The sequence below is a fragment of the Tranquillimonas rosea genome, assembly GCF_900111315.1.
In the GTDB taxonomy this organism is placed as follows: Bacteria; Pseudomonadota; Alphaproteobacteria; order Rhodobacterales; family Rhodobacteraceae; genus Tranquillimonas; species Tranquillimonas rosea.
Genome location: NZ_FOGU01000002.1, coordinates 295,158 through 316,609, shown reverse-complemented (window position 1 = coordinate 316,609; position 21,452 = coordinate 295,158). Strand labels below are relative to the sequence as shown.

26 protein-coding genes are annotated in these 21,452 nt (G+C 68.0%); 17 read left to right on the top strand and 9 right to left on the bottom strand.

The features are described 5' to 3' along the window. Position 1 precedes the first annotated feature (1 nt). Both BMZ25_RS04600 and BMZ25_RS04595 read right to left on the bottom strand, forming a co-directional pair. The gene (locus BMZ25_RS04600) at positions 2 to 985 is read right to left on the bottom strand and encodes an ABC transporter substrate-binding protein (protein ID WP_092689526.1); all 984 of its coding nucleotides are present in this window, start codon (positions 983 to 985) and stop codon (positions 2 to 4) included. 80 nt (positions 986 to 1,065) lie between these two features. After that, positions 1,066 to 1,314 (bottom strand): accessory factor UbiK family protein, encoded by a 249-nt coding sequence (locus BMZ25_RS04595; protein WP_092689097.1) that lies wholly within the window; start codon positions 1,312 to 1,314, stop codon positions 1,066 to 1,068. Positions 1,315 to 1,409: 95 nt separating this feature from the next. Here BMZ25_RS04595 and lgt point away from each other — a divergent pair, with 95 nt between their 5' ends. The 4 genes from lgt to BMZ25_RS04575 all read left to right on the top strand — a co-directional run bounded on the left by lgt (position 1,410) and on the right by BMZ25_RS04575 (position 5,213). Next, positions 1,410 to 2,294 (top strand): prolipoprotein diacylglyceryl transferase, encoded by an 885-nt coding sequence (gene lgt, locus BMZ25_RS04590; protein ID WP_092689094.1) that lies wholly within the window; start codon positions 1,410 to 1,412, stop codon positions 2,292 to 2,294. Then, a complete protein-coding gene (locus BMZ25_RS04585; protein ID WP_092689091.1) occupies positions 2,291 to 3,352 on the top strand; it encodes a class I SAM-dependent methyltransferase in 1,062 nt (353 codons plus the stop codon). The genes lgt and BMZ25_RS04585 overlap by 4 nt, the downstream gene beginning before the upstream one ends. Then, complete coding sequence (gene pgeF / locus BMZ25_RS04580) at positions 3,349 to 4,104, top strand: peptidoglycan editing factor PgeF (RefSeq protein ID WP_092689088.1); 756 nt, start codon at positions 3,349 to 3,351, stop codon at positions 4,102 to 4,104. The genes BMZ25_RS04585 and pgeF overlap by 4 nt, the downstream gene beginning before the upstream one ends. A gap of 326 nt (positions 4,105 to 4,430) precedes the next feature. Then, positions 4,431 to 5,213: a Hint domain-containing protein gene (locus tag BMZ25_RS04575; protein WP_177190380.1), complete on the top strand. Its 783-nt coding sequence runs from the start codon at positions 4,431 to 4,433 to the stop codon at positions 5,211 to 5,213. A 9-nt stretch (positions 5,214 to 5,222) separates the two neighbouring features. Here the strand turns inward: BMZ25_RS04575 and BMZ25_RS04570 are convergent, their stop codons facing one another. Continuing rightward, positions 5,223 to 5,723 (bottom strand): Lrp/AsnC family transcriptional regulator, encoded by a 501-nt coding sequence (locus BMZ25_RS04570; RefSeq protein ID WP_092689082.1) that lies wholly within the window; start codon positions 5,721 to 5,723, stop codon positions 5,223 to 5,225. A gap of 203 nt (positions 5,724 to 5,926) precedes the next feature. Between BMZ25_RS04570 and trxB the strand changes: the two genes are divergently transcribed. The 3 genes from trxB to BMZ25_RS04555 all read left to right on the top strand — a co-directional run bounded on the left by trxB (position 5,927) and on the right by BMZ25_RS04555 (position 9,336). Next, the gene (gene trxB, locus BMZ25_RS04565; RefSeq protein ID WP_092689079.1) at positions 5,927 to 6,931 is read left to right on the top strand and encodes a thioredoxin-disulfide reductase; all 1,005 of its coding nucleotides are present in this window, start codon (positions 5,927 to 5,929) and stop codon (positions 6,929 to 6,931) included. 218 nt (positions 6,932 to 7,149) lie between these two features. Next, positions 7,150 to 8,862 carry a bifunctional sulfate adenylyltransferase/adenylylsulfate kinase gene (locus BMZ25_RS04560; RefSeq protein WP_092689077.1) on the top strand — a complete coding sequence of 571 codons (1,713 nt, stop codon included), beginning with the start codon at positions 7,150 to 7,152 and terminating at the stop codon, positions 8,860 to 8,862. 156 nt (positions 8,863 to 9,018) lie between these two features. Then, positions 9,019 to 9,336, top strand: a complete 318-nt coding sequence (locus BMZ25_RS04555; protein ID WP_092689074.1) for a hypothetical protein — start codon at positions 9,019 to 9,021, stop codon at positions 9,334 to 9,336. A gap of 72 nt (positions 9,337 to 9,408) precedes the next feature. On the opposite strand, the gene BMZ25_RS04550 is transcribed toward BMZ25_RS04555, so the two are convergent. Further along, entirely contained in the window at positions 9,409 to 9,636 is a 228-nt protein-coding gene (locus BMZ25_RS04550; protein ID WP_092689071.1) for a DUF1150 family protein, read from the bottom strand. A gap of 1 nt (position 9,637) precedes the next feature. Next, positions 9,638 to 10,066, bottom strand: coding sequence for an Hsp20 family protein (locus tag BMZ25_RS04545; protein WP_092689068.1), 429 nt, complete (start codon positions 10,064 to 10,066; stop codon positions 9,638 to 9,640). Positions 10,067 to 10,233: 167 nt separating this feature from the next. Between BMZ25_RS04545 and BMZ25_RS04540 the strand changes: the two genes are divergently transcribed. From BMZ25_RS04540 to BMZ25_RS04525, 4 genes are all read left to right on the top strand, one after another. After that, positions 10,234 to 10,449: a YdcH family protein gene (locus BMZ25_RS04540; protein ID WP_092689065.1), complete on the top strand. Its 216-nt coding sequence runs from the start codon at positions 10,234 to 10,236 to the stop codon at positions 10,447 to 10,449. 84 nt (positions 10,450 to 10,533) lie between these two features. Continuing rightward, complete coding sequence (purE, locus tag BMZ25_RS04535) at positions 10,534 to 11,016, top strand: 5-(carboxyamino)imidazole ribonucleotide mutase (RefSeq protein ID WP_177190379.1); 483 nt, start codon at positions 10,534 to 10,536, stop codon at positions 11,014 to 11,016. After that, complete coding sequence (locus BMZ25_RS04530) at positions 11,009 to 12,088, top strand: 5-(carboxyamino)imidazole ribonucleotide synthase (protein WP_092689062.1); 1,080 nt, start codon at positions 11,009 to 11,011, stop codon at positions 12,086 to 12,088. Before purE ends, BMZ25_RS04530 begins: the two co-directional genes overlap by 8 nt. Beyond that, entirely contained in the window at positions 12,085 to 12,531 is a 447-nt protein-coding gene (locus BMZ25_RS04525; protein WP_092689059.1) for an NUDIX domain-containing protein, read from the top strand. The genes BMZ25_RS04530 and BMZ25_RS04525 overlap by 4 nt, the downstream gene beginning before the upstream one ends. A 157-nt stretch (positions 12,532 to 12,688) precedes the next feature. Here the strand turns inward: BMZ25_RS04525 and groL are convergent, their stop codons facing one another. Together groL and groES are read right to left on the bottom strand one after the other, a co-directional pair. After that, positions 12,689 to 14,341, bottom strand: a complete 1,653-nt coding sequence (groL, locus tag BMZ25_RS04520) for a chaperonin GroEL (protein WP_092689056.1) — start codon at positions 14,339 to 14,341, stop codon at positions 12,689 to 12,691. Positions 14,342 to 14,398: 57 nt separating this feature from the next. Continuing rightward, positions 14,399 to 14,686, bottom strand: a complete 288-nt coding sequence (gene groES, locus BMZ25_RS04515) for a co-chaperone GroES (protein ID WP_092689053.1) — start codon at positions 14,684 to 14,686, stop codon at positions 14,399 to 14,401. A gap of 311 nt (positions 14,687 to 14,997) precedes the next feature. Between groES and BMZ25_RS04510 the strand changes: the two genes are divergently transcribed. The 6 genes from BMZ25_RS04510 to BMZ25_RS04485 all read left to right on the top strand — a co-directional run bounded on the left by BMZ25_RS04510 (position 14,998) and on the right by BMZ25_RS04485 (position 19,948). Then, complete coding sequence (locus BMZ25_RS04510) at positions 14,998 to 15,918, top strand: manganese-dependent inorganic pyrophosphatase (protein WP_092689050.1); 921 nt, start codon at positions 14,998 to 15,000, stop codon at positions 15,916 to 15,918. 78 nt (positions 15,919 to 15,996) lie between these two features. Beyond that, on the top strand, positions 15,997 to 16,869 hold the full coding sequence (locus BMZ25_RS04505; protein WP_092689047.1) for a TIGR01459 family HAD-type hydrolase: 873 nt from the start codon (positions 15,997 to 15,999) through the stop codon (positions 16,867 to 16,869). A gap of 93 nt (positions 16,870 to 16,962) precedes the next feature. Then, positions 16,963 to 17,406, top strand: a complete 444-nt coding sequence (locus BMZ25_RS04500) for a MaoC family dehydratase (RefSeq protein WP_092689044.1) — start codon at positions 16,963 to 16,965, stop codon at positions 17,404 to 17,406. A 39-nt stretch (positions 17,407 to 17,445) separates the two neighbouring features. Next, positions 17,446 to 18,384, top strand: a complete 939-nt coding sequence (locus BMZ25_RS04495) for a bifunctional riboflavin kinase/FAD synthetase (protein WP_092689041.1) — start codon at positions 17,446 to 17,448, stop codon at positions 18,382 to 18,384. A 41-nt stretch (positions 18,385 to 18,425) separates the two neighbouring features. Then, positions 18,426 to 18,899 (top strand): YcgN family cysteine cluster protein, encoded by a 474-nt coding sequence (locus BMZ25_RS04490; protein WP_092689038.1) that lies wholly within the window; start codon positions 18,426 to 18,428, stop codon positions 18,897 to 18,899. After that, complete coding sequence (locus BMZ25_RS04485) at positions 18,896 to 19,948, top strand: threonine aldolase family protein (protein ID WP_092689035.1); 1,053 nt, start codon at positions 18,896 to 18,898, stop codon at positions 19,946 to 19,948. Before BMZ25_RS04490 ends, BMZ25_RS04485 begins: the two co-directional genes overlap by 4 nt. Positions 19,949 to 20,042: 94 nt before the next feature. Here the strand turns inward: BMZ25_RS04485 and BMZ25_RS04480 are convergent, their stop codons facing one another. Together BMZ25_RS04480 and BMZ25_RS04475 are read right to left on the bottom strand one after the other, a co-directional pair. Next, a complete protein-coding gene (locus BMZ25_RS04480) occupies positions 20,043 to 20,849 on the bottom strand; it encodes an alpha/beta fold hydrolase (protein ID WP_092689032.1) in 807 nt (268 codons plus the stop codon). Beyond that, entirely contained in the window at positions 20,846 to 21,445 is a 600-nt protein-coding gene (locus tag BMZ25_RS04475; RefSeq protein WP_092689519.1) for a 2-hydroxychromene-2-carboxylate isomerase, read from the bottom strand. The genes BMZ25_RS04480 and BMZ25_RS04475 overlap by 4 nt, the downstream gene beginning before the upstream one ends. Positions 21,446 to 21,452: the final 7 nt, after the last annotated feature.

Sequence of the window (21,452 nt, the reverse complement as noted above, 5' to 3'; positions counted from 1 at the left end):
CTCAGCCGCCGAAGAGGTCCATGAACCGTTCCTTGTTCTCTTGGTCATTCGCAAGCGCCTCGGCCGGATCGAACGCCATCAGGCTGATCCCGTCGCGGGCCGGAAAGCCTTCGGGCGGCATCACGTCCGGGTGGGCTGGCAAATAACCCTGACCGGCGGCCATCTCCTGCCCCTCGCGCGAGATCAGGAAGTCGATGAACGCCTTTGCCGCGCCCGGGTTCTGCGCGGTCGACAGGATCGCCGCGGGTTCGGTCACGGCCGAGACCCCCTCTTCGGGAAACACGAACTCGACCGGGGCGCCCTCGGCCTTGTTGCGGATCGGCAGGAAGTCGACGACGAAACCGTAAAGCTTCTCGCCGCCCGCGACAGCCTGGTAGGTGCCGCCATTGCCGCCCTGCGGGTTGGCGTTCTGATCCGCGAGCCCTTGGTAGTAGTCCCAGCCCAGATCGGGATTCGAGGTCAGCGTGGCCATGTGGATCGTTGCCGCGCCCGATGTCAGGGGCGAGGGCATCGCGATCTGGCCTTCGGCCTCGGGCTTCAGCAGGTCCTGGTAGGAACTCGGAACCATCTCGGCGGAAGTGTTGTAGACGATGCCGGTGGTGATAAGCTTGGTCGAGAAGTAGTAGCCCTCGTCATCCATGATGCCGGCGGAATAGGCCGACGTGTCGGCCTCGGGATAGGCCATCAGGCGGTCCTCTCCCTTCAGGCCCTCCATCGTCACCATGTCGGCGATGAGCAGCACGTCGGGCTGCGGCTGGCCGGCCTGGAACTCGGCGCGGAGCTTGGCCATCACCTTGGTGGTCCCGTCGCGGAACCACTCGACCTCGACGTCGGGGTGGCGGTCCTCGAACGCCGCGACCGTCTCTTGCGCGTCGGCGTTCGGCTGCGATGTGTAGAGCGTCAGCGTGCCCGACACATCCTGGGCGGCGGCGGCCGTCGTCAGCGCAATCGCGGACACGCCCGCCAGAGCCATGGTGCGTTTCATCGTCATCTCCTGATCCTGCTTCACGCCTGTGGGTTCGGGCGCGAGCGCTATCAGCGGGGGATGACGGTTTCTTGACGGTCTCAGCCGGTCTTGTCGCCTTCCAGCGCGTCGAGCCGGGCCTTCAGCGCCTCGTTCTCCTCGCGCGCCTTCTGGGCCATCGCGCGGACGGCGTCGAATTCCTCGCGGGTGACGAAATCGCGGTCGGCGAGCCAGCGGTCCACCATGGACTTCATCGCGGTCTCGGCCTCTTCGCGCGCGCCTTGCGCGACGCCCATGGCATTGGTCATCAGCTGCGACATATCGTCGAAAAATCTGTTGCGGGTCTGCATGTTTGCGGCTCCTCTCAGCGTTGTCTGCAATATGGGCCGGGGCAGGCCCGGTCACAAGGTTGACTTCCCCCGCGCTTCACGGCCTTTTCGCCGCCATGCAGGCGGTGCTTCCCTTTCCCGACATCAGCCCCGAGATCTTCTCGGTCAGCCTGGGCGATTTCACCTTCGCGCTGCGTTGGTACGCGCTGGCCTATATCGCCGGTATCCTGCTGGGATGGCGTCTTGCCGTCACGGCGATCAACCGGCCGTATCTGTGGCCGGCGGAAAGCCCCCCGATGACCCGCGCCCAGCTGGAAGAGCTGGTGACGGCGGTGATCCTGGGCATCATCGTGGGCGGTCGTCTGGGCTTCGTCCTGTTCTACCAGCCCGGCTACTACCTGGCCAACCCGTTGGAAATCCCCGCGATCTGGCAGGGCGGGATGTCGTTCCACGGCGGCATGATCGGCGTTGCGGTGGCGGCTCTGATCTTCTGGCGGCGGCAGCGCGTGCCGGTGTGGTCGGTGCTGGACACGCTGGCCCTGGCGACGCCGCCGGGACTGCTGTTCGGGCGGATCGCGAACTTCATCAATGCCGAGCTGTGGGGCCGGCCGTCGGACGTGCCGTGGGCCGTGGTCTTTCCCGGACCGCTGGCGCAGGACTGCCCCGACGTCGAGGGGCTGTGCGCCCGCCATCCCTCGCAGCTCTACGAAGCGGGGCTCGAAGGGCTGCTGCTGGGCGCGATCCTGCTGATGCTGGCCTTCTCCTCTCGCTGGCTGAAACGCCCCGGCGCGATCACCGGCGTGTTCCTGGCGGGTTACGCGATCTCGCGCATCATCGTGGAGTTCTTCCGGCAGGCCGATCCGCAATTCATAACCCCCGACAATCCCTGGGGCCACGTGGTGCAGATCGGGTCGGCGGGCCTGACCATGGGGCAGCTCCTGTCGTTGCCGATGCTGGTTCTGGGACTGGCCGTCGTCGGGGCGGCCCTGCGCCGCGCATGACCGAGCTCGAGACGATCCTGCTGCGCCAGATCGCGGCGACCGGTCCGCTCAGCGTGGCCGAGTACATGCAGACCTGCCTGATGCATCCCGTGCACGGCTACTACACGACCCGTGCTCCGCTGGGCGATGCCGGCGACTTCATCACCGCGCCGGAGATCAGCCAGATGTTCGGCGAGATGCTGGGCCTTGCGCTGGCGCAGGCGTGGATCGATCAGGGCCGGCCCGCCCGCTTCTGCCTGGGCGAGCTTGGGCCGGGGCGCGGCACGCTGATGGCCGACGCGCTGCGCGCGACGCGGGCGGTGCCCGGCTTTCGGGAGGCGGCCGAGCTGCACCTGGTCGAGGTCTCTCCCGCCCTGCGCGAGGAACAGGCGGCGCGGCTTGGCGATGCGGCCCCCACATGGCACGACAGCGCCGAGGACCTGCCCGACCTGCCGCTGTTCCTGATCGCCAACGAGTTCCTCGATGCCCTGCCCGTCCGCCAGTTCCTGCGCGACGGCCCGGGCTGGCATGAGCGGCTGATCGGCGAAAGCGACGGCGCGCTGGCCTTCGGCCTGTCGGACGCGGCCCCGCTCGCGCTGCTGGAGGACCGGCTGGACGACACGCAGGACGGCGACATGGTCGAGACCTGCGCCCCGGCGACCGCCCTGGCCGAGACGCTGGGCCGGCGGATCGCCGACCGGGGCGGCGTGGCGCTGATCGTGGATTACGGCGAATGGCTGTCGCGCGGCGACAGCCTTCAGGCGGTGAAGGGGCACGAGAAGGTCGCACCCCTGACGACCCCCGGCGCCGCCGACCTGACGGCCCATGTCGCGTTCGGCGCGCTGGCCGCGGCGGCCCCCTGCGCCCACGCAGGCCTGACGCATCAAGGCGTGTTCCTGGAGCGTCTGGGCATCACCGCGCGGGCACAGGCGCTAGCCCGCGGCATGTCCGGCGACCGGCTGGACGCGCATGTCGCCGCGCATCGGCGGTTGACCCATCCCGACGAAATGGGACACCTCTTTAAGGTGCTGGCATTGTTTCCGGACGGTGCCCCCCCGCCGCCGGGAGTGGACGCATGACACTGGACATCATCACCTCCGACACGCTCGCGCCGCTGCGCCACGGCTTCTTCGGACGGCGCGGCGGTGCCTCGTCCGGGGTGTTCGCCGGGCTGAACTGCGGGCACGGGTCCTCGGACCAGTCCGAGGCCGTGACGATCAACCGGCGCCGCGTCGCGGACGTGATGGAGGTCGCACCGGACGCCCTTCTGACGGTGCACCAGGTGCACTCGGCCGACGTCGTGGTGCTGGACGACCCGCCCGAGACGGCACCACGTGCGGACGGACTGGTGACGACGACGCCGGGGCTGGCGCTTGGCGTCCTGACGGCGGATTGCCAGCCCGTCCTGTTCGCCGATCCCGAGGCGGGCGTGGTCGGCGCGGCCCATGCAGGCTGGAAAGGGGCGCTGGCCGGCATCCTCGATGCCACGATCGACGCGATGGTCGACGCCGGCGCGCGGCGCGAAGCCATCCGCGCCGTGATCGGCCCGACGATCAGCCAGCGCGCCTACGAGGTCGGCCCCGACTTCTTCGAGGATTTCATTGCCGAGGATCCCGACAGCGCCCGCTTCTTCGCGCAGGGCGACGGCGACCGGATGCTGTTCGACCTGCCGGGCTTCGGTCTCTACCGCCTTCGCGCGGCCGGGATCGCCGAGGCGGAATGGACGCGGCACTGCACCTATTCCGATGCGGACCGATTCTATTCCTATCGCCGCAGCACGCATCTGCGCGAGGCCGATTACGGCCGCATGATTGCAGCGATCCGGCTTTGACATCCTCCACGTGACGGACGCGATCGGCGCGGGATTACCGCACCGCCGCCATCTGATCGCCCGATTTCGGCACGAAGTTGAGGCAACGGATCAACCTCAGGTGCAACGCCCCGTCAGAGCAAGGGAGAGGCTCATGGCATCCCATCGCCGCTGGATGAAGTCGGTTCTCGAGGAAAGCGCAAAGCCCCAGCCGGCACCGGCCTGGCATGGCCGCGGCTCCGACCGGGCCCACGTCTGATACGGGGCGCCGCAGCCCCCCTTTGCCATTCGCCCGACACATCCCGCCGACAGGATCCCGGACCGCCGGGGACGCCGAGGAGACCCCCATGAGCGACGCCAGCCAAGGATCGACGGACCACGCCGCCGCCCGACAACGTCCCTGGACGGTGCGCCGCATGACCGGCCAGCCGATGCGCAGCCGCCCCGAGCCCGAGCCGACGGGCCCGACGCGGCGCTTTGACGTCACCTGCCTTGACGCCTCCGGCGCGCCGATGTCCTTCGCCAAGATGGGCCCGGCCGTGCCCGACTTCGAGAACGCGTTCTCGGCCCTCGCCCGCGGCACGCTGATCCAGACGACGGACGGGCCCGTGGCGATCGAGGATCTCGAACCGGGCGTGCAACTCGAGACGGATCGCGGCGCGGCCGAGCTGGTCTGGATCGGGGCCATCACGCTGCTGCCCCGAGGGCCGCTGAAGCTCTACCGGGTGCCGGCCGATTCCTTCGGCCTCGGCCGGCCGATGCCGGATCTGATGCTGGGACCCTCGGCGCGGCTGGTGCGCCGCAGCGCCGCGCTGCGCCAGAGCGTCGGCGGGGATCAGGCCCTGCTGCCCGTCGCGCCGCTGGCCGACGGCATGAACCTAGTTGAGATCACGCCGCTGTCGCCGGTGCGCGTGTTCCACCTTGCCTGCCGCCGGCACCGGCTGCTGACCGCGAATGGCGTCGAGGTCGAAAGCTTCCATCCCGGCGCGCTGTCGACCCACCACCTGGGCCCAGGCATGAGCGAGCTGTTCCTGTCGTTCTTCCCGTACCTGACGCGCCTGTCCGAGTTCGGCCCGCTGGCGATGCCGCAGGTCGAGGCGAGCGACGAGGACGCGATCAACGCCGCCTGACCGGCGCGGTCAGGCCGATTTCTCCAGCCGCTGCTCCAGCACGTCGAAGGGCACGCCCGGCGCCTCCTTGGCATTGCGGATCACCAGCGATGTCTTGACGCTGCCCACGTTCTTCGCCGCCGTCAGCTCTTCCGTCAGGAAGGTCTGGAAGGTCGACAGGTCCGGCGCCACGCATTTCAGGATGAAATCGACCTCGCCGTTCAGCATGTGACACTCGCGGACCAGCGGCCACTCGCGGCAACGCTCCTCGAACGCCTTGAGATCGGCCTCGGCCTGGCTCTGCAGACCGACCATGGCGAACACCTGCACCTCGAAGCCGAGCGCGCGGGAATCGACCTTGGCGTGGTAGCCCTTGATATAGCCCTGCTCTTCGAGCGTGCGGACACGGCGCAGGCACGGCGGCGCCGAGATCTGCACCCGACGGGCGAGCTCGACATTCGTCATGCGACCGTCGCCCTGCAACTCGGCGAGAATCTTGCGGTCGATAGGATCGAGTTTGGTGCCCGGCATCTGCACGCTCCTGGCCTCAGGTTTTTTCAAAGCTTACGCTGGTCACGCCACCGCCGCAAGAATGTTCCAAAATGGCGCAATATCCTTAATCCGGCGTTGGGGGAGGTATCATCGCAGGGGGGATATGCAAGGGGTTTCGGCGGCGTCCACATGGCCTTATATGCGGCCAATCCGAACGATGTTGCGCACAAGGGAAGACGACGATGGCCGAGACACGGCATGCCAAGGTTCTGATCATCGGCTCGGGGCCGGCGGGCTATACCGCCGCAGTCTATGCCGCGCGCGCGATGCTGGAACCGGTCCTGATCCAGGGCATCCAGCCCGGCGGACAGCTGACGATCACCACCGATGTCGAGAACTGGCCGGGCGAGGCCTCGATCCTCGGGCCCGACCTGATGACCCGGATGGAGGCCCATGCCCGCGAAACGGGCACAGAAGTGATCTCTGACCACGTCATGTCGCTCGACATCTCCAAGCGGCCCTTCACCGCCACTACAGACAGCGGCACCAACTGGACCGCGGACGCCGTGATCCTGGCGACGGGCGCACAGGCGAAGTGGCTGGGCCTGCCCTCGGAAGAGAAGTTCAAGGGCTTCGGCGTGTCGGCCTGCGCAACTTGCGACGGCTTTTTCTACCGCAACCAGGAGGTCGCGGTGATCGGCGGCGGCAATACCGCGGTCGAAGAGGCGCTGTTCCTGACCAACTTCGCGAGCAAGGTCACCGTCATCCACCGCCGCAACGAGCTGCGGGCCGAGAAGATCCTGCAGAAGCGCCTTCTGGACAACCCGAAGGTCGAGATGCTGTGGGAGCACGAGGTCGACGAGGTCGTCGGCACCGAACAGCCGCTGGGGGTCGAGGGCGTGCGCGCGCGCAACGTCAAGACGGGCGAGATCACCGAAGTGCCGAGCAAGGGCTTCTTCGTGGCGATCGGCCATGCCCCGGCTTCGGAATTGGTGGCCGACCAGCTCGAGACGCATCACGGCGGCTACGTCGTGACCCAGCCCGATTCCACCGCGACGTCGGTGCCCGGCATATTCGCCGCGGGCGACCTGACCGACCACGTCTATCGGCAGGCGGTGACAAGCGCCGGCATGGGCTGCATGGCAGCGCTCGAGGCCGAGCGCTTCCTCGCCGAGGTCGGCGAGGACGAGGGCAAGGTCGAGACCTACCCCTTGGGCTACGGCGCCGAAGTCCCCGCCGAGGGCTGATCGTTCAGGGACGACGGGCCGGTATCCTGCGCGCGGGGGCCGGCCCGCTTCCCTGCCCGGCCGGCACCGGGACGGGACTTGCAGTCGGCGCAAATCCCCCATGACGTGAAAAATCGCTGCTCCCGGCTTGAATCTCGGCAAATGCGTGGTCTAGGTCGCCGCGACCTCTCCATCGCGGGCCCGCGCCCAAGATTTCCGACAACGGGATTACACACGACATGCACACGCCGAACGCCGCTCCGATACCCGAGCTGTACGTCTCCTACGAGTCCGCGCAGAAGCTGAAGGTCGAGGCCGGCGATCTGCCCTCCTGGGACCTGACCCCGCGCCAGACCTGCGACCTGGAACTGCTGATGAACGGCGGGTTCAGCCCGCTCAAGGGTTTCCTGACCGAGCAGGACTACGACAGCGTCGTCGACACGATGCGGCTGTCGGACGGCTCGCTCTGGCCGATGCCGATCACGCTGGACGTGAGCGAGAAGTTCGCCGAGACGATCGAGCCCGGCCAGGACATCGCCCTGCGCGACCAGGAAGGCGTGATCCTCGCGACGATGACAGTCACCGACAAATGGGTCCCGAACAAGACCAAGGAGGCCGAGAAGGTCTTCGGCGCCGACGACGACGCGCACCCGGCGGTCTACTACCTGCACCACCAGGCGGGCGGCGTGTATCTCGGCGGCCCCGTGACGGGCATCCAGCCGCCGACGCACTATGACTTCAAGGCCCGCCGGGACACGCCGAACGAATTGCGCGCCTTCTTCCGCAAGATGGGCTGGCGCAAGGTCGTGGCGTTCCAGACGCGCAACCCGCTGCACCGCGCCCACCAGGAGCTTACCTTCCGCGCCGCGCGTGAATCCGAGGCGAACCTGCTGATCCACCCCGTCGTCGGCATGACCAAGCCGGGCGACGTGGACCACTTCACCCGCGTGCGCTGCTACGAGGCTGTGCTGGACAAGTATCCGCAGTCGACCACGAACATGTCGCTGCTGAACCTGGCGATGCGGATGGCGGGCCCGCGCGAGGCGCTGTGGCACGGTCTGATCCGCAAGAACCACGGCGTGACGCACTTCATCGTCGGCCGCGACCACGCGGGCCCGGGCAAGAACAGCCAGGGCGAGGACTTCTACGGCCCCTACGACGCGCAGGAGCTGTTCAAGGAACACGCCGAGGAAATGGGCATCGAGATGGTGCCGTTCAAACACATGGTCTTCGTGCAGGAGCGCGCCCAGTACGAACCCGCGGACGAGATCGAGGACGGCGTCACCGTCCTGAACATCTCGGGCACCGAGCTGCGCCGCCGGCTGCAGGAAGGGCTGGAGATCCCCGACTGGTTCTCGTTCCCCGAGGTCGTGGCCGAGCTGCGCAAGACCCGGCCGCCGCGGGACGAGCAGGGCTTCACGGTGTTCTTCACCGGCCTGTCGGGGTCGGGCAAGTCCACCATCGCCAATGCCCTGCGGGTCAAGCTGATGGAAATGGGCGGCCGGCCGGTGACGCTGCTGGACGGCGACATCGTCCGCAAGAACCTGTCGAGCGAGCTGGGCTTCTCGAAGGAGCACCGCGACCTGAACATCCGCCGCATCGGCTATGTCGCGAGCGAGATCACCAAGAACGGCGGCATCGCGCTCTGCGCCCCGATCGCGCCCTACTCGGCCACGCGCCGGGCTGTGCGCGAGGAGATCGAGCAATACGGCGCCTTCGTCGAGGTCCACGTCGCGACCTCGCTCGAGGAATGCGAGCGCCGCGACCGCAAGGGGCTCTACAAGCTGGCGCGCGAGGGCAAGATCAAGGAGTTCACCGGCATCTCCGACCCCTATGACGAGCCCAAGGACCCCGAGCTGCGCATCGACACCGAGACGATCGACGTCGACAACTGCGCACACCAGGTCGTCCTCAAGCTCGAGAGCATGGGCCTGATCGGCACCGACCGCTGAGGCGGCGGGAAATCCAGGCGGTTTCGGCCCGCCCCGGCGCTTCGGGGCGGGCCTTTTCGTGCGTGGCGCCGGGCGCTCCGCCGCCACCGGCCGAAATGACGCGATGACAGGACGCCTGCCCGGTCGTAGACTTGATCGGCAGAAAGGAGACATCCGATGCAGACCCGTCATCCGCTGATCGCCTTCTACATCCGCTCCTGCCTCCTGGGCTTCGCGCTGGCCGCCGTATTCACCGGCGGCGTGCTCTGGCTGGACGTGGGCCACCTGCGCCACCTCGTCACCAACGTGGACGGTGGCTTTCTGGCGCTGTTCCTGCTGTGGGCCTTCAACGGCATCGTGTTCTCGGGCGCACAGGCCACCGTGTCGGTGCTGCTGATGGCCGAGGACATGCCGGCCGATCGCGGCCCGCGGGGCGGCACGACCGTTCCGATCCCGGTGCGCGTCGACGGACGCCCGACCTCGCGCCGCGCCTGAGCGCCACCCGCGCACGAAAAACCCCCGCCGAAGCGGGGGCCTTGGACCGTTCGTTACCTGTGCGTGGCGTCCTCAGTGGACGCTGACCGGCGCCAGGTCGTTCTGCCGCGCCACGATGAAGGCGAGCTTTCGGTCGCGCACCAGCGCCAGACGGTCTCCGTCGGTGTTGTGAAGCGCGTACAGCTCGTCCAGACCCTCGGCCTGTTCCTGCACGTCTTCCGGCAAGTCGGCGACCGCCACGGGGCGGACATAGACCATGTTGTCGCCGGAGGCGGTGATGATGTCCTGTTCGGTATCCATATCAGTTCCCTTCCGTCTTGCCGCTCGAAATCTGGATCGTACGCACCACGGTGTCGGGCACCGAGCGGTGCAGATCCACGTGCAAGAGACCGTTCTCGAGCCTTGCTCCCGCGACCTCAACGCCATCGGCCAGCACGAAGGTCCGCTGAAACTGCCGCGCCGCAATGCCGCGGTGCAGGAAGTTCCGGCTTTCGTCCGGCTCGGCCTGACGTCCGCGCACGACCAGTTGGCGATCCTCCACGGTGATCGACAGGTCGTCCTCGGCAAAGCCCGCCACGGCCAGCGTGATCCGGTAGGCGGTATCGCTGGTCTGTTCGATGTTATAGGGCGGGTAACCGCCGGGATCGGATTTCGCGGTCCGCTCCACCAGCCGTTCCAGCTGTTCGAAGCCGAGCAGGAAGGGATGTGATCCCAAGGCCATCTTGCTCATCTACACGTCCTTGTATCGAAGCGACTGTGTTTTTCGGGCCCCGTTTCGGCGACCCGTCTAATACGAAATATGGTAGTGCCGCAGCGTTTGCGCAAGGCGGCCCCTATGCGCAGCCGGCGTCACGCGATAGCATTGCGGTGACCTGACGACGGGCGGATGCCGACGACATGAATTCCTCGAAGATGGAACGAGAAGAGGTGCTGCGCGTGCGCCTCGAAGTGCTGCGACGCGAACACCGGGATCTCGACGAGGCGATCACGGCCCTGCAGGAGGCGGGGCGCGCCGACCCTCTCACGCTGCAACGGCTCAAGCGTCAGAAGCTGGCGCTGAAGGACCGCATCGCGCAGATCGAGGACGAGCTGTTTCCCGACATCATCGCCTGACCCCCCTGCCTGTCCGGTAGACGAGTTGCAGCCGCACGCGCGGCTTCTATGATGCGACCGGCGACACTGGGGCGAGAGGCAGGCATGGCCGAGATCGGCATCGTGATGGGCAGTCAGTCCGACTGGGCGACCATGAAGGCGGCGGCGGAGCTGCTGGACGAACTGGAGGTTGCCTACGAGGCGCGGATCGTCTCGGCGCATCGCACGCCCGACCGGCTCTATTCCTACGGCACCGAGGCGGCGGGACGCGGGCTCAAGGCGATCATCGCCGGGGCCGGCGGCGCGGCGCACCTGCCGGGGATGATGGCCTCGAAGACATTGCTGCCGGTGATCGGCGTCCCGGTGCAGAGCCGCGCCCTATCCGGCGTCGACAGCCTGTACTCGATCGTGCAGATGCCCCGCGGCTTTCCGGTGGCGACGATGGCGATCGGCGCGTCGGGGGCGGCGAACGCGGCGCTGATGGCCGCGCAGATCCTCGCCCTGTCGGACCCGGCACTGGCGACCCGCCTGTCGGCGTGGCGCACGGCGCTGTCCGCCTCGATTCCGGAGGTGCCGCAGGATGACTGAGCCCCTTGCCCCCGGATCGGTGATCGGGATTCTCGGCGGCGGCCAGCTGGGCCGCATGCTCGCGGTGGCGGCGTCGCGGCTGGGCCTCGTCGCCCATGTCTTCGACCCCGACGCCGCCGCGCCCGCGGCCCAGGTCGCGGCTCGCCATGTGCGCGCGGACTACGACGATGCCGAGGCGCTGGCCGCCTTCGCCGAGGCGGTCGACGTGGTGACCTACGAGTTCGAGAACATCCCGACCGAGGCGCTCGACCGGATCGAGGCGCTTCGCCCGATCCGGCCCGGACGCGAGGCGCTGCGAGTCAGCCAGGACCGGCTGGTCGAGAAGCGCTGGTTGGCCGAGCTCGGGCTGCGCACGGCCCCCTTTGCCGGTGTCGACGACGCCGCCTCGCTGGAGGCCGCGGTGACCCAGGTCGGGCTGCCGGCGATCCTGAAGACACGACGCTTCGGCTATGACGGCAAGGGCCAGGCCCGGATCGCGGACGACGCCGACACCGGCGCCGCGCTGGACGCGATGGCGGGCGCGCCGGCGGTGCTGGAGGGGCATGTCGATTTCGGCTCGGAGATCTCGGTGATCGGAGCGCGCGGGCTCGACGGCGCGGTCGCCTGTTTCGAACCGGGGCTGAACGTGCACGAGGACGGCATCCTGCGTACCACCACCCTGCCCGCGCCCCTGAGCCACGCCCAGCGGACCGACGCCGTGCTGCTCGCGGGGCGCATCCTGAACGCGCTGGATTATGTCGGCGTGCTGGGCGTCGAGCTGTTCGTGACGCCCGGCGGGCCGATCGTGAACGAAATCGCGCCGCGGGTGCACAATTCGGGCCACTGGACGCAGGACGGCTGCGTTATCGACCAGTTCGAGCAGCATGTCCGCGCGGTGGCGGGCTGGCCCCTGGGCGACGGCAGCCGCCATTCTGACATCCGGATGCAGAACCTGATCGGCGCCGACATCGAGACCGTGCCGGAGCTCGCCGGCTCGGCAAGCGCGGCATTGCATCTCTACGGCAAGGCCGAGGCGCGGCCGGGGCGCAAGATGGGCCACGTCAATCACTGGTTGGGCCCGGCGGCGCCATGACAGGCCCGCGCCTGGCCGTCCGGGCGGTGATCGTCCGCGACGACCGGGTACTGCTGGTCAACGCCTATCCTGACGGCGAGAGCGACATGTGGTGCCTGCCGGGGGGCGGCGTCGAACGCCATACCTCGCTGCCCGACAACCTGCGCCGCGAGATGTACGAGGAGACCGGCCTGACCGTAACCGTCGGCGCGCCACTGGCCCTGAACGAGTTCCACGCGCCGGAGACGGGGTTCCACCAGGTCGACGTGTATTTCCGCTGCACGCTGGAGGAGACGCGGATCGCCCCGGACTGGCACGACCCGGACGGGGTGGTTACAAGGCATGTCTGGGCCTCGCGCGAGGACCTCGCCACGCTGCACCACAAGCCCGACAGCCTGGCCGACATCGCCTTCGGACCGCCGGGACGGGTGTTGTACGATCCGTTGGAAATCCTGACGAAATAGGCTGTGCGCCGCCTGAAGGCGCCGCGACGGCGGGGGCTCTGCCCCCGCACCCCCGGGATATTTGCAGGCAGAAGAAGGAGGCGGCGCGGACCGGTGCCACCCATGAAAAAGGGGCGCCGGAGCGCCCCTTTCGATAGCCTGGCAAAGGGCCGGCAGATTACATCATACCGCCCATGCCGCCCATGGCGTCCATGCCACCGCCGGCGCCACCGCCGCCGGAGCCTTCCTTCTGCGGCTTGTCGGCAACCATGGCCTCGGTCGTGACCAGCAGGCCGGCCACCGACGCGGCGTCTTCCAGCGCGGTGCGGACGACCTTGGCGGGGTCGATGACACCGAACTTGAACATGTCGCCGTATTCCTCGGTCTGCGCGTTGAAGCCGAAGGACAGGTCGTCGGATTCGCGGATCTTGCCGGCAACCACCGAGCCGTCGACACCGGCGTTCTCGGCGATCTGACGCAGCGGCGCCTCGAGCGCGCGGCGAACGATCGCGATGCCGGCGTTCTGGTCGGAGTTGTCCCCGGTCACGCCGTCGAGGGCCTTGGTGGCCTGGACGAGGCTGACGCCGCCGCCAACGACGATGCCTTCCTGCACGGCAGCGCGGGTGGCGTTCAGGGCGTCATCGACGCGGTCCTTGCGCTCTTTCACCTCGACCTCGGTCAGGCCGCCGACGCGGATCACGGCGACACCGCCGGCCAGCTTGGCAACGCGCTCCTGCAGCTTCTCGCGATCGTAGTCCGAGGTGGTTTCCTCGATCTGCGTGCGGATCTGGCTGACGCGGGCCTCGATCTCGTCCTTGTCGCCGGCGCCGTCGACGATCGTGGTCTCGTCCTTGGTGATCGACACGCGCTTGGCCTGGCCGAGCATCTCCATGCCGACATTCTCGAGCTTCATGCCGAGATCTTCCGAGATCACCTGGCCGCCGGTCAGGACGGCGATGTCCTGCAGCATGGCCTTGCGGCGGTCACCGAAGCCGGGCGCCTTAACGGCGGCGATCTTGAGGCCGCCACGCAGCTTGTTGACCACGAGAGTCGCCAGCGCTTCGCCTTCGACGTCCTCGGCGATGATCAGCAGCGGCTTCTGCGACTGGATCACCTGCTCGAGCAGCGGAACCATCGGCTGCAGCGACGACAACTTCTTCTCGTGCAGCAGGATGAGGCAATCGTCGAGCTCGGCGATCATCTTTTCCTGGTTGGTCACGAAGTAGGGCGACAGGTAACCGCGATCGAACTGCATGCCCTCGACCACGTCGGTCTCGGTCACGGTGCCGCGGTTCTCCTCGACGGTGATGACGCCGTCATTGCCGACCTTCTGCATCGCGTCGGCGATCTGCTGGCCGATTTCCTTCTCGCCGTTGGCCGAGATGGTGCCGACCTGGGCGACTTCCTCGGTGCCCGACACATCGCGCGCCGCGTTGCGGATGTGCTCGACGACCTTCTGGGTGGCGAGGTCGATGCCACGCTTGAGGTCCATCGGGTTCATGCCGGCGGCGACCGACTTGAGGCCGTCCTTGACGATGGCCTGGGCCAGCACGGTGGCGGTGGTGGTGCCGTCGCCGGCCTCGTCGTTGGTGCGCGAGGCGACTTCCTTCACCATCTGCGCGCCCATGTTCTCGAACTTGTCCTCAAGCTCGATTTCCTTGGCGACCGTCACACCGTCCTTGGTGATGCGCGGCGCGCCGAACGACTTCTCGATGACGACGTTGCGGCCCTTGGGGCCGAGCGTGACCTTCACAGCGTCGGCGAGAATGTTGACGCCCTTCAGCATCCGGTTGCGGGCATCGATCTCGAACTTGACGTCCTTGGCAGCCATTATGCTTGCTCCTGGTTGTCTTTATGAATGCGGTATTGCGGTGGAAGGGACCGGGCCTCAGGCGAGAACGCCGAGGATGTCCGATTCCTTCATGATCAGGTACTCTTCGCCGTCCAGCGTGATCTCGGTGCCGGACCACTTGCCGAACAGGACCTTGTCACCTTCCTTGACAGACATCGCGATCAGGTCGCCCGAGTCCTTGCGAGCCCCCTCGCCGGTGGCGACGATTTCACCCTCGGCGGGCTTTTCCTTGGCGCTGTCGGGGATGATCAGACCGCCCTTGGTCTTCTCGTCGGATTCGACACGGCGGACCAGCACGCGGTCATGCAGCGGTTTGAATGCCATCTCTGAACGCTCCTATGGCTCATTTTGTGTGCGTTGTCACTCGTGGGTTCCGAGTGCTAACAGCGCGGAGATAGGTAAGGCGCGAAAGCCTGTCAATAAGGCGCGAGGGCAAATCTTCGAGGTTTCGCATCCGGCCGGAAGTCTGCCGCGTCGCGGGTGCCGCGGGGCCGAGAACGCGGAGGGCAACATGCCACCGCCCCGTCCGCAAGCCGACGGGCGGGGCCGGCGGAATCGGGCCGCGGTCAGGTGACATCCCGCCGGGCCGCTCCTATAAGGGCGGCGACCTGCGACTCAGCACCACGGATGGGGACATGACGATCAAAGTATTCGGCCACAAATCACCCGACACCGACGCGACCGGCGCTCCGCTGATCTGGGCCTGGTATCTGACCGACGTGAAGGGCCAGTCGGCCGAGGCCGCGCTTCTGGGCGAGCCCAACACCGAGGCCGCCTTCGTTCTCGATCGGTGGGGCGTCGAGAAGCCCGGGATCATCGGCGACGTCTCGGAGGGCGAGAAGGTCGTCGTGGTCGACACCAACAACCCGGCCGAACTGCCCCAGGGCATCAACGACGCCGACATCCTGCAGGTGATCGACCATCACCGCCTGGCCGGCGGGCTGGAGACCAAGGGGCCGATCGACATCACCGTGCGGCCGCTGGCCTGCACCGCGACGGTCATGCATCAGCTGATGGGCGACGACGCCGCGCGGATGCCCGAATGGGTTAAGGGCGTGATGCTGTCCTGCATCCTCAGCGACACGCTGGAATTCCGCTCGCCCACCACCACCGCGACCGACCGCGACCTGGCCGAGAGCCTGGCGAAGGACCTGAGCGTGAACGTGAACGGCTACGCGGCCGAGATGTTCGCCGCCAAGTCCGATGTCTCGGCGTTCTCGGACGCGGAACTGCTGCGGATGGACTCGAAGGAGACCAAGGTCGGCGGCAAGACGTTCCGCGTGAGCGTGCTCGAGACGACCTCGCCCGAGACTGTGCTGGAGCGGAAGGACTCGCTGCTGGCGGCAACGCGGCAGGTGGCCGAAGAGGACGGAGTCGACGAGGTGCTGATGTTCATCGTCGACATCCTCAAGGAAGAAGCGACGCTGCTGGTGCCGAACGACACGGTGCGCCAGGTGGCCGAGAAGAGCTTCTCGACGGTGTGCGGCGACGACACGGTCGTCCTGCCCGGCATCATGAGCCGCAAGAAGCAGATCATCCCGAACCTCGCGGTGTGATCCGCTTCCGATAGTCCGGAAAAGGGCGCCGCGGGCGCCCTTTTTCATGCGCCCCCTCCCGATCCGCACAGGAATCCCATGACACCGATCATTTCCGCTCTCTCGGAGGTCTCCGACCGATACGACGCCGTGTTCTGCGACCTCTGGGGATGTCTCCACGACGGCGTACGCGCCCTGCCCGAGGCCGTCGAGGCGCTTCAGGGGTTCAAGGCGCGAGGCGGGACCGTCGTGCTGCTGACCAACGCGCCGCGACCGCGGGTGTATGTCGAGCGCCAGATCGAGCGTCTCGGCGTGCCGCGAGATTGCTGGGACACGATCGCCACGTCTGGCGACAGCGCACGGACGGGCATGTTCCAAGGCGACGTGGGGCAGAAGGTATGGTTCGTGGGCGAAGAGACGGACCGGGTCTTCTTCGATCCGCTCAAACTGGTGCACGATCCGGTCGCGGTCGAAAGGGTGGACCTGTCCGAGGCCGAGGGAATCGTCTGCTGCGGCCCGCGCGATCCGCTGTCGCCGCCCGATGTGATGCGTGAGGAACTGGAGGATGCCAAGGCGCGCGGGCTGAAGCTCTTGTGCGCAAATCCCGATGTCATCGTCGATCGGGGCGACTCGCGGGAATGGTGCGCGGGCGCGGTGGCCGCCTATTACGAGGAACTGGGCGGCACAGCGTTGTACTACGGCAAGCCGCACGCGCCGGTCTATGACCTCGCCCGGCAGCGCATGGCCGAGGCCGGACGCGAGCCCGAGGGCGCCCGCGTGCTGGCGATCGGCGACGGCATCGCGACCGACATCGCCGGCGCCGAGGGACAGGGCATCGACTCGCTCTTCATCACCGGCGGGCTGGCGGCGGCCGAGACGAAGACCTCGGATCAGCCCGACGCGGATGCGCTCGGCCGGTACCTGGCAGAGGCGCCGCACACGCCGACCTATGCGCTGGGGAAACTGCGCTGACCCAGTTTTCTCTTGATTTTCTGCGCGCGCAAAGTAATTAAATTGCGTGAGGCCCAAAGAGGCCTGCGCATTTGTTGCGCGCAGGAGGTCAGGATGCTGGACAACATGCCCCGCGGGACGATCGTCATCGAAGAGATCGAGATCGGGATGAAGCGGCACGTCTGGAAAGAGGTGACCGACCGCGACATCGAGCTATTCGCCGAGGTCTCTACCGACCGGAACCCGGTGCATCTCGACGAGGACTACGCGCAGGAGACGATCTTTGCCGGACGGGTGGCGCACGGCATGCTGACGGCGGGCCTGATCTCGGCCGTGATCGGCGAGCAGCTGCCCGGCCACGGCTCGATCTACATGGGGCAGAGCCTGCGCTTCCTGGGCCCGGTGCGCCCGGGCGATCACGTCAAGGCCGAGGTCGAGGTGATCGATGTCGACTATCCCAAGCGCCGGGTGACCCTGTCGACGACCGCCTACGTGAACGAGAAGCCCGTCCTGCAGGGCGAGGCGACGGTCCTCGCCCCGTCCGCCAAGCTCGACTGACGCTTGCGAAGGATCGGCCGGGCCGCTACCGGATGCGGCATGCGGATCATCCGGGATCATCACCAGGTCGCCGCCGAAGCTCGCGGCGCCAGCGCCGCCATCGGCAACTTCGACGGCGTGCATCGCGGCCACCAGACCGTGATCGACATCGCCCGCGACGTCGCAGCGCGCGAGGGTGCGCCACTGGGCGTGGTGACGTTCGAGCCCCACCCGCGCGAGGTCTTCGCGCCCGAGGCCCCTCCCTTTCGCCTGATGAACGCGGTCGCCAAGGCGCACCGGCTGGAAAAGCTGGGCATCGACACGCTGTTCGAGCTGCCCTTCGGGCCGCAGCTGGCCGAGCTTTCGGCCGAGGCCTTCGCCCGCGACGTACTGGCGCGGGGACTCGGGCTATCGCATGTCGTCGTGGGTGCCGATTTCCGCTTCGGCAAGAAGCGCGCCGGCACCACCGACCAGCTGCGCGAGCTGGGCGCCGAGTTCGGATTCGGCGTGACCGTCGCGGAACTGGTGCGGGCCGAGACGGGCCAGGTCTCGTCCACCCGCATCCGTGAAGCGCTGAGCGCGGGCCTCCCCCGCGACGCCGCCGAGATGCTGGGCCACCGCCATCGGATCGAGGGACCTGTGCTGAACGGCGACCGGCGCGGGCGCGACCTGGGCTATCCCACGGCGAACATGTCCATCGCCGGCCTGCACCCGCCCAGATTCGGGGTCTATGCCGTCGAGATCGACATTCTGACCGGTCCCCATGCCGGCCCCCGCACCGGCGTCGCCTCGATCGGAGTCCGGCCGATGTTCGGCGAGAACCAGCCCAATATCGAAACCTACCTCTTCGACTTCGACGGCGACCTCTACGGCGAGGAATTGTCCGTGGCTCTGGTGGATTTCCTGCGGTCGGAAGAGCGGTTCGACAGCCTCGAGGCGCTGATCGCGCAGATGGACGACGACAGCGCGCGGGCGCGGGCCATCCTGGCGGCGGAGTGACGCCTTTTCGACGCCGCGCGAAAGGCCTAGGGTCCGCCGCGATGACAGACGATCCGATCCCCCGCCACGGACTGCGCGACCGCTACTGGGAACGCGTCCCTCTCAAGAACATGTCTCCGCGCGAGTGGGAGGCGCTCTGCGACGGCTGCGGCAAGTGCTGCCTGAACAAGCTGGAAGATCCCGACACCAACGAGATCGCCTTTACCAACGTCGCCTGCCGCCTGCTGGACGACGAGACGTGCCGCTGCGCGCAATACGAGATCCGCAAGCAGTTCGTGCCCGACTGCGTCGTGCTGACCCCCAGGAACATCGCCGAGATCGCGTACTGGATGCCCTCCACCTGCGCCTACCGGCTGCTCTACGAGGGCAAGGCGCTCTATGACTGGCACCCGCTGATCTCGGGCCGGGCGGAAAGCGTCCACGAGGCCGGCATCTCGCTGCAGGGGCGGACCGTGCCCGAGTTCGAGATCGACGAGGAGGAGTGGGAGGACCACATCATCGAGGAGCCCACATGAACTTCGCCTCCGACAACGCGAGCCCGGCCCATCCCAGCGTGATCGAGGCGCTGGCCACCGCGAACGAGGGCTATGCCATGCCCTACGGCGCCGACCCGACCATGGAACGGGTGCGCACGAAAATCCGCGATCTGTTCGAGGCCCCCGAGGCGGCGGTCTACCTGGTGCCCACCGGCACCTCGGCGAACGCGCTGGCCCTGGCCTGCTACTGCCCGCCCTGGGCCGCGATCTTCTGTCACCGCAACGCCCATATCGAGGAGGACGAGTGCGGCGCGCCGGAATTCTACACCAACGGCGCGAAGCTGACCCTTGTCGACGGCGAGGATGCTCGGATGACGCCGGAGGCGCTGGATGCCGCGATCGCCTTCACCGGGCGCGGCGGCATCCACAACGTGCAGCGCGGCATGGTGTCGATCACCAACTCGACCGAGAACGGCGCGGTCTACACGCCCGAGATGGTCGGCGCCCTGTCCGGCGTCGCGAAGGAATACGGCCTGCCGGTCCACATGGACGGCGCCCGCTTCGCGAACGCGCTGGTCGCCGCCGAGGCCAGCCCCGCGGAGATGACGTGGAAGGCCGGGATCGACGTGCTGTCCTTCGGCGGCACCAAGAACGGCCTGATGGGTGTCGAGGCGGTCGTCCTGTTCGATCCCGAGAAAGCGTGGGAGTTCGAAATGCGCCGCAAGCGGGCGGGGCACCTGTTCTCGAAGCACCGCTATCTCGCGGCACAGATGGACGCCTACCTGAGCGACGACCTGTGGCGCGCGATGGCGCGAGACGCCAACGCCTCGGCCCGCAGGCTGTCGGAGGGCATCCTCGAGATCCCCGGCGCGTCGCTGCTGCACCCGACCGAGGCGAACGCGGTCTTTGCCGCATGGCCGCGCGACGGGCACCGCCGGGCGCAGGAGAACGGGGCGCACTATTACCTCTGGCCGATGAACCAGTCGCTCGAGGGGCCGGGCGACGAGATGCTCGCGGCGCGGCTGGTGTGCTCCTGGTCGACGACTGCGGAGGACATCGACCGGTTCCTCGACCTCATCCGCGGCTGAGGCGGGCCGGCGCTGCTGTCCGCCGCCCTGACGGGCGGCGGCGCCTCCGGCGGGGATATTTCAGGGCAGAAGAAGACGGGACGTCGCGCGCCGCTCAGAGCGGCGCGCCGAGGTGCCGGGCGCGGATGGCATCCGCCACGGCCACGGGGTGGGTCAGCGGCGCCATGTGGCCGGCGCCGGGCACGGTCACGGAACGGGCATCCGGCAGCCGCGCGGCGAGCGTCTCGAGGATCGCCGGCATCACGGCGGGGCTTTCGGCGCCCCGGATCAGCAGGACAGGGCGGTTCAGGGCCTCGAGCCGGCCGGGAGCGAGAAGGCCATGGGAATCGGCGTCGAGGGCGGCATCGGCGGCGCCGACCATCCACATCCGATCGGCGAAGCCGTGCTTCTGGGCGTCGCTCAGCGCCTCCCACGGCTGCCCCGCGCCCCAAAGATCGGTGAAGCCGCGCGCGGCGGCGCTCGTGTCGCCACGGTCGAGGGCGGCGAAGATGTCGAGATGGGCGGCCCGGCAGCTGTCATGCCCCGCGCTGCCCCGGGCGGCGGCGAAGAGCACCGGCTCGACCAGGGTGAGCGAGCGGCAGAGATCGGGACGTTCCAGCGCGACCTTCAGCGCCACGACCGCGCCGAAGGAATGGCCCACGAGATCGGCCGGACCGGCGAGGCAGTCGGCGGTGACCCCGGCGCAGAGATCGAGGTAGTCGCCCTGCCCGTGCCAGTCGCCGCTCTGCCCGTGGCCCGGCAGGTCGAACGCGGTCATCGACAGCGCGTCGGAGAGCCGGGTCATCACGCCGCTCCAGGCGCGGTGCGAGGCGAGGGAGGCGTGGATCAACAGGGCCGGACGCGCGCCACGGCCCCGGTGGGCGACGAAGACGGGATGACCGCCGCGGGTCTCGACGCTCACAGTTCGCCGGCCAGATGCCTGTCGAGATGGTGCAGGCGGTCCTGCCCCCAGAAGCGCCCGCCGCTGTCGGTGATGTAGAACGGCGCCCCGAAGGCCCCTGCTGCGACCGCGTCCTCGAGATTGCGCTCGTAGGTCTCGGCCCCGGCGAGCAGGCCCTTGTCGGCCAGAGCGGGGTCGAAACCGGCGTCGGACAGGCAGTCGCGCACGACCTCGTCCTGGGCGATGTCGCGCTCTTCGGCCCAGCAGGCGCGGCAGATGCCGTGGGCGAGACGGCCCAGATCGCCGCCGCCCGCCTGCTGCGCGGCGATGATGGCATAGGAGGACGGCGCGGGATTCGTTGGCCAGTGCGCCGGCTTGAGGTTGATCGGCATGTCGTTGAGCACGGACAGGCGCTGAAGCTCCTGCAGCCGGTATTCCTGGCGCGAGGGGTGACGCTCCTTCGGGGGCGTGCCGCCGGTGCGGGCGAACAGCGCGAGGATGTCGAGAGGCTTGTAGGTCACGGTCGCGCCGTGACGCTGCGCGATCTCTTCCATCCTGAGCCCAGCGAGGTATGTGAACGGCGACACCGTCGCGAAGTAGTAGTCGATATGCGCCATCCGCATC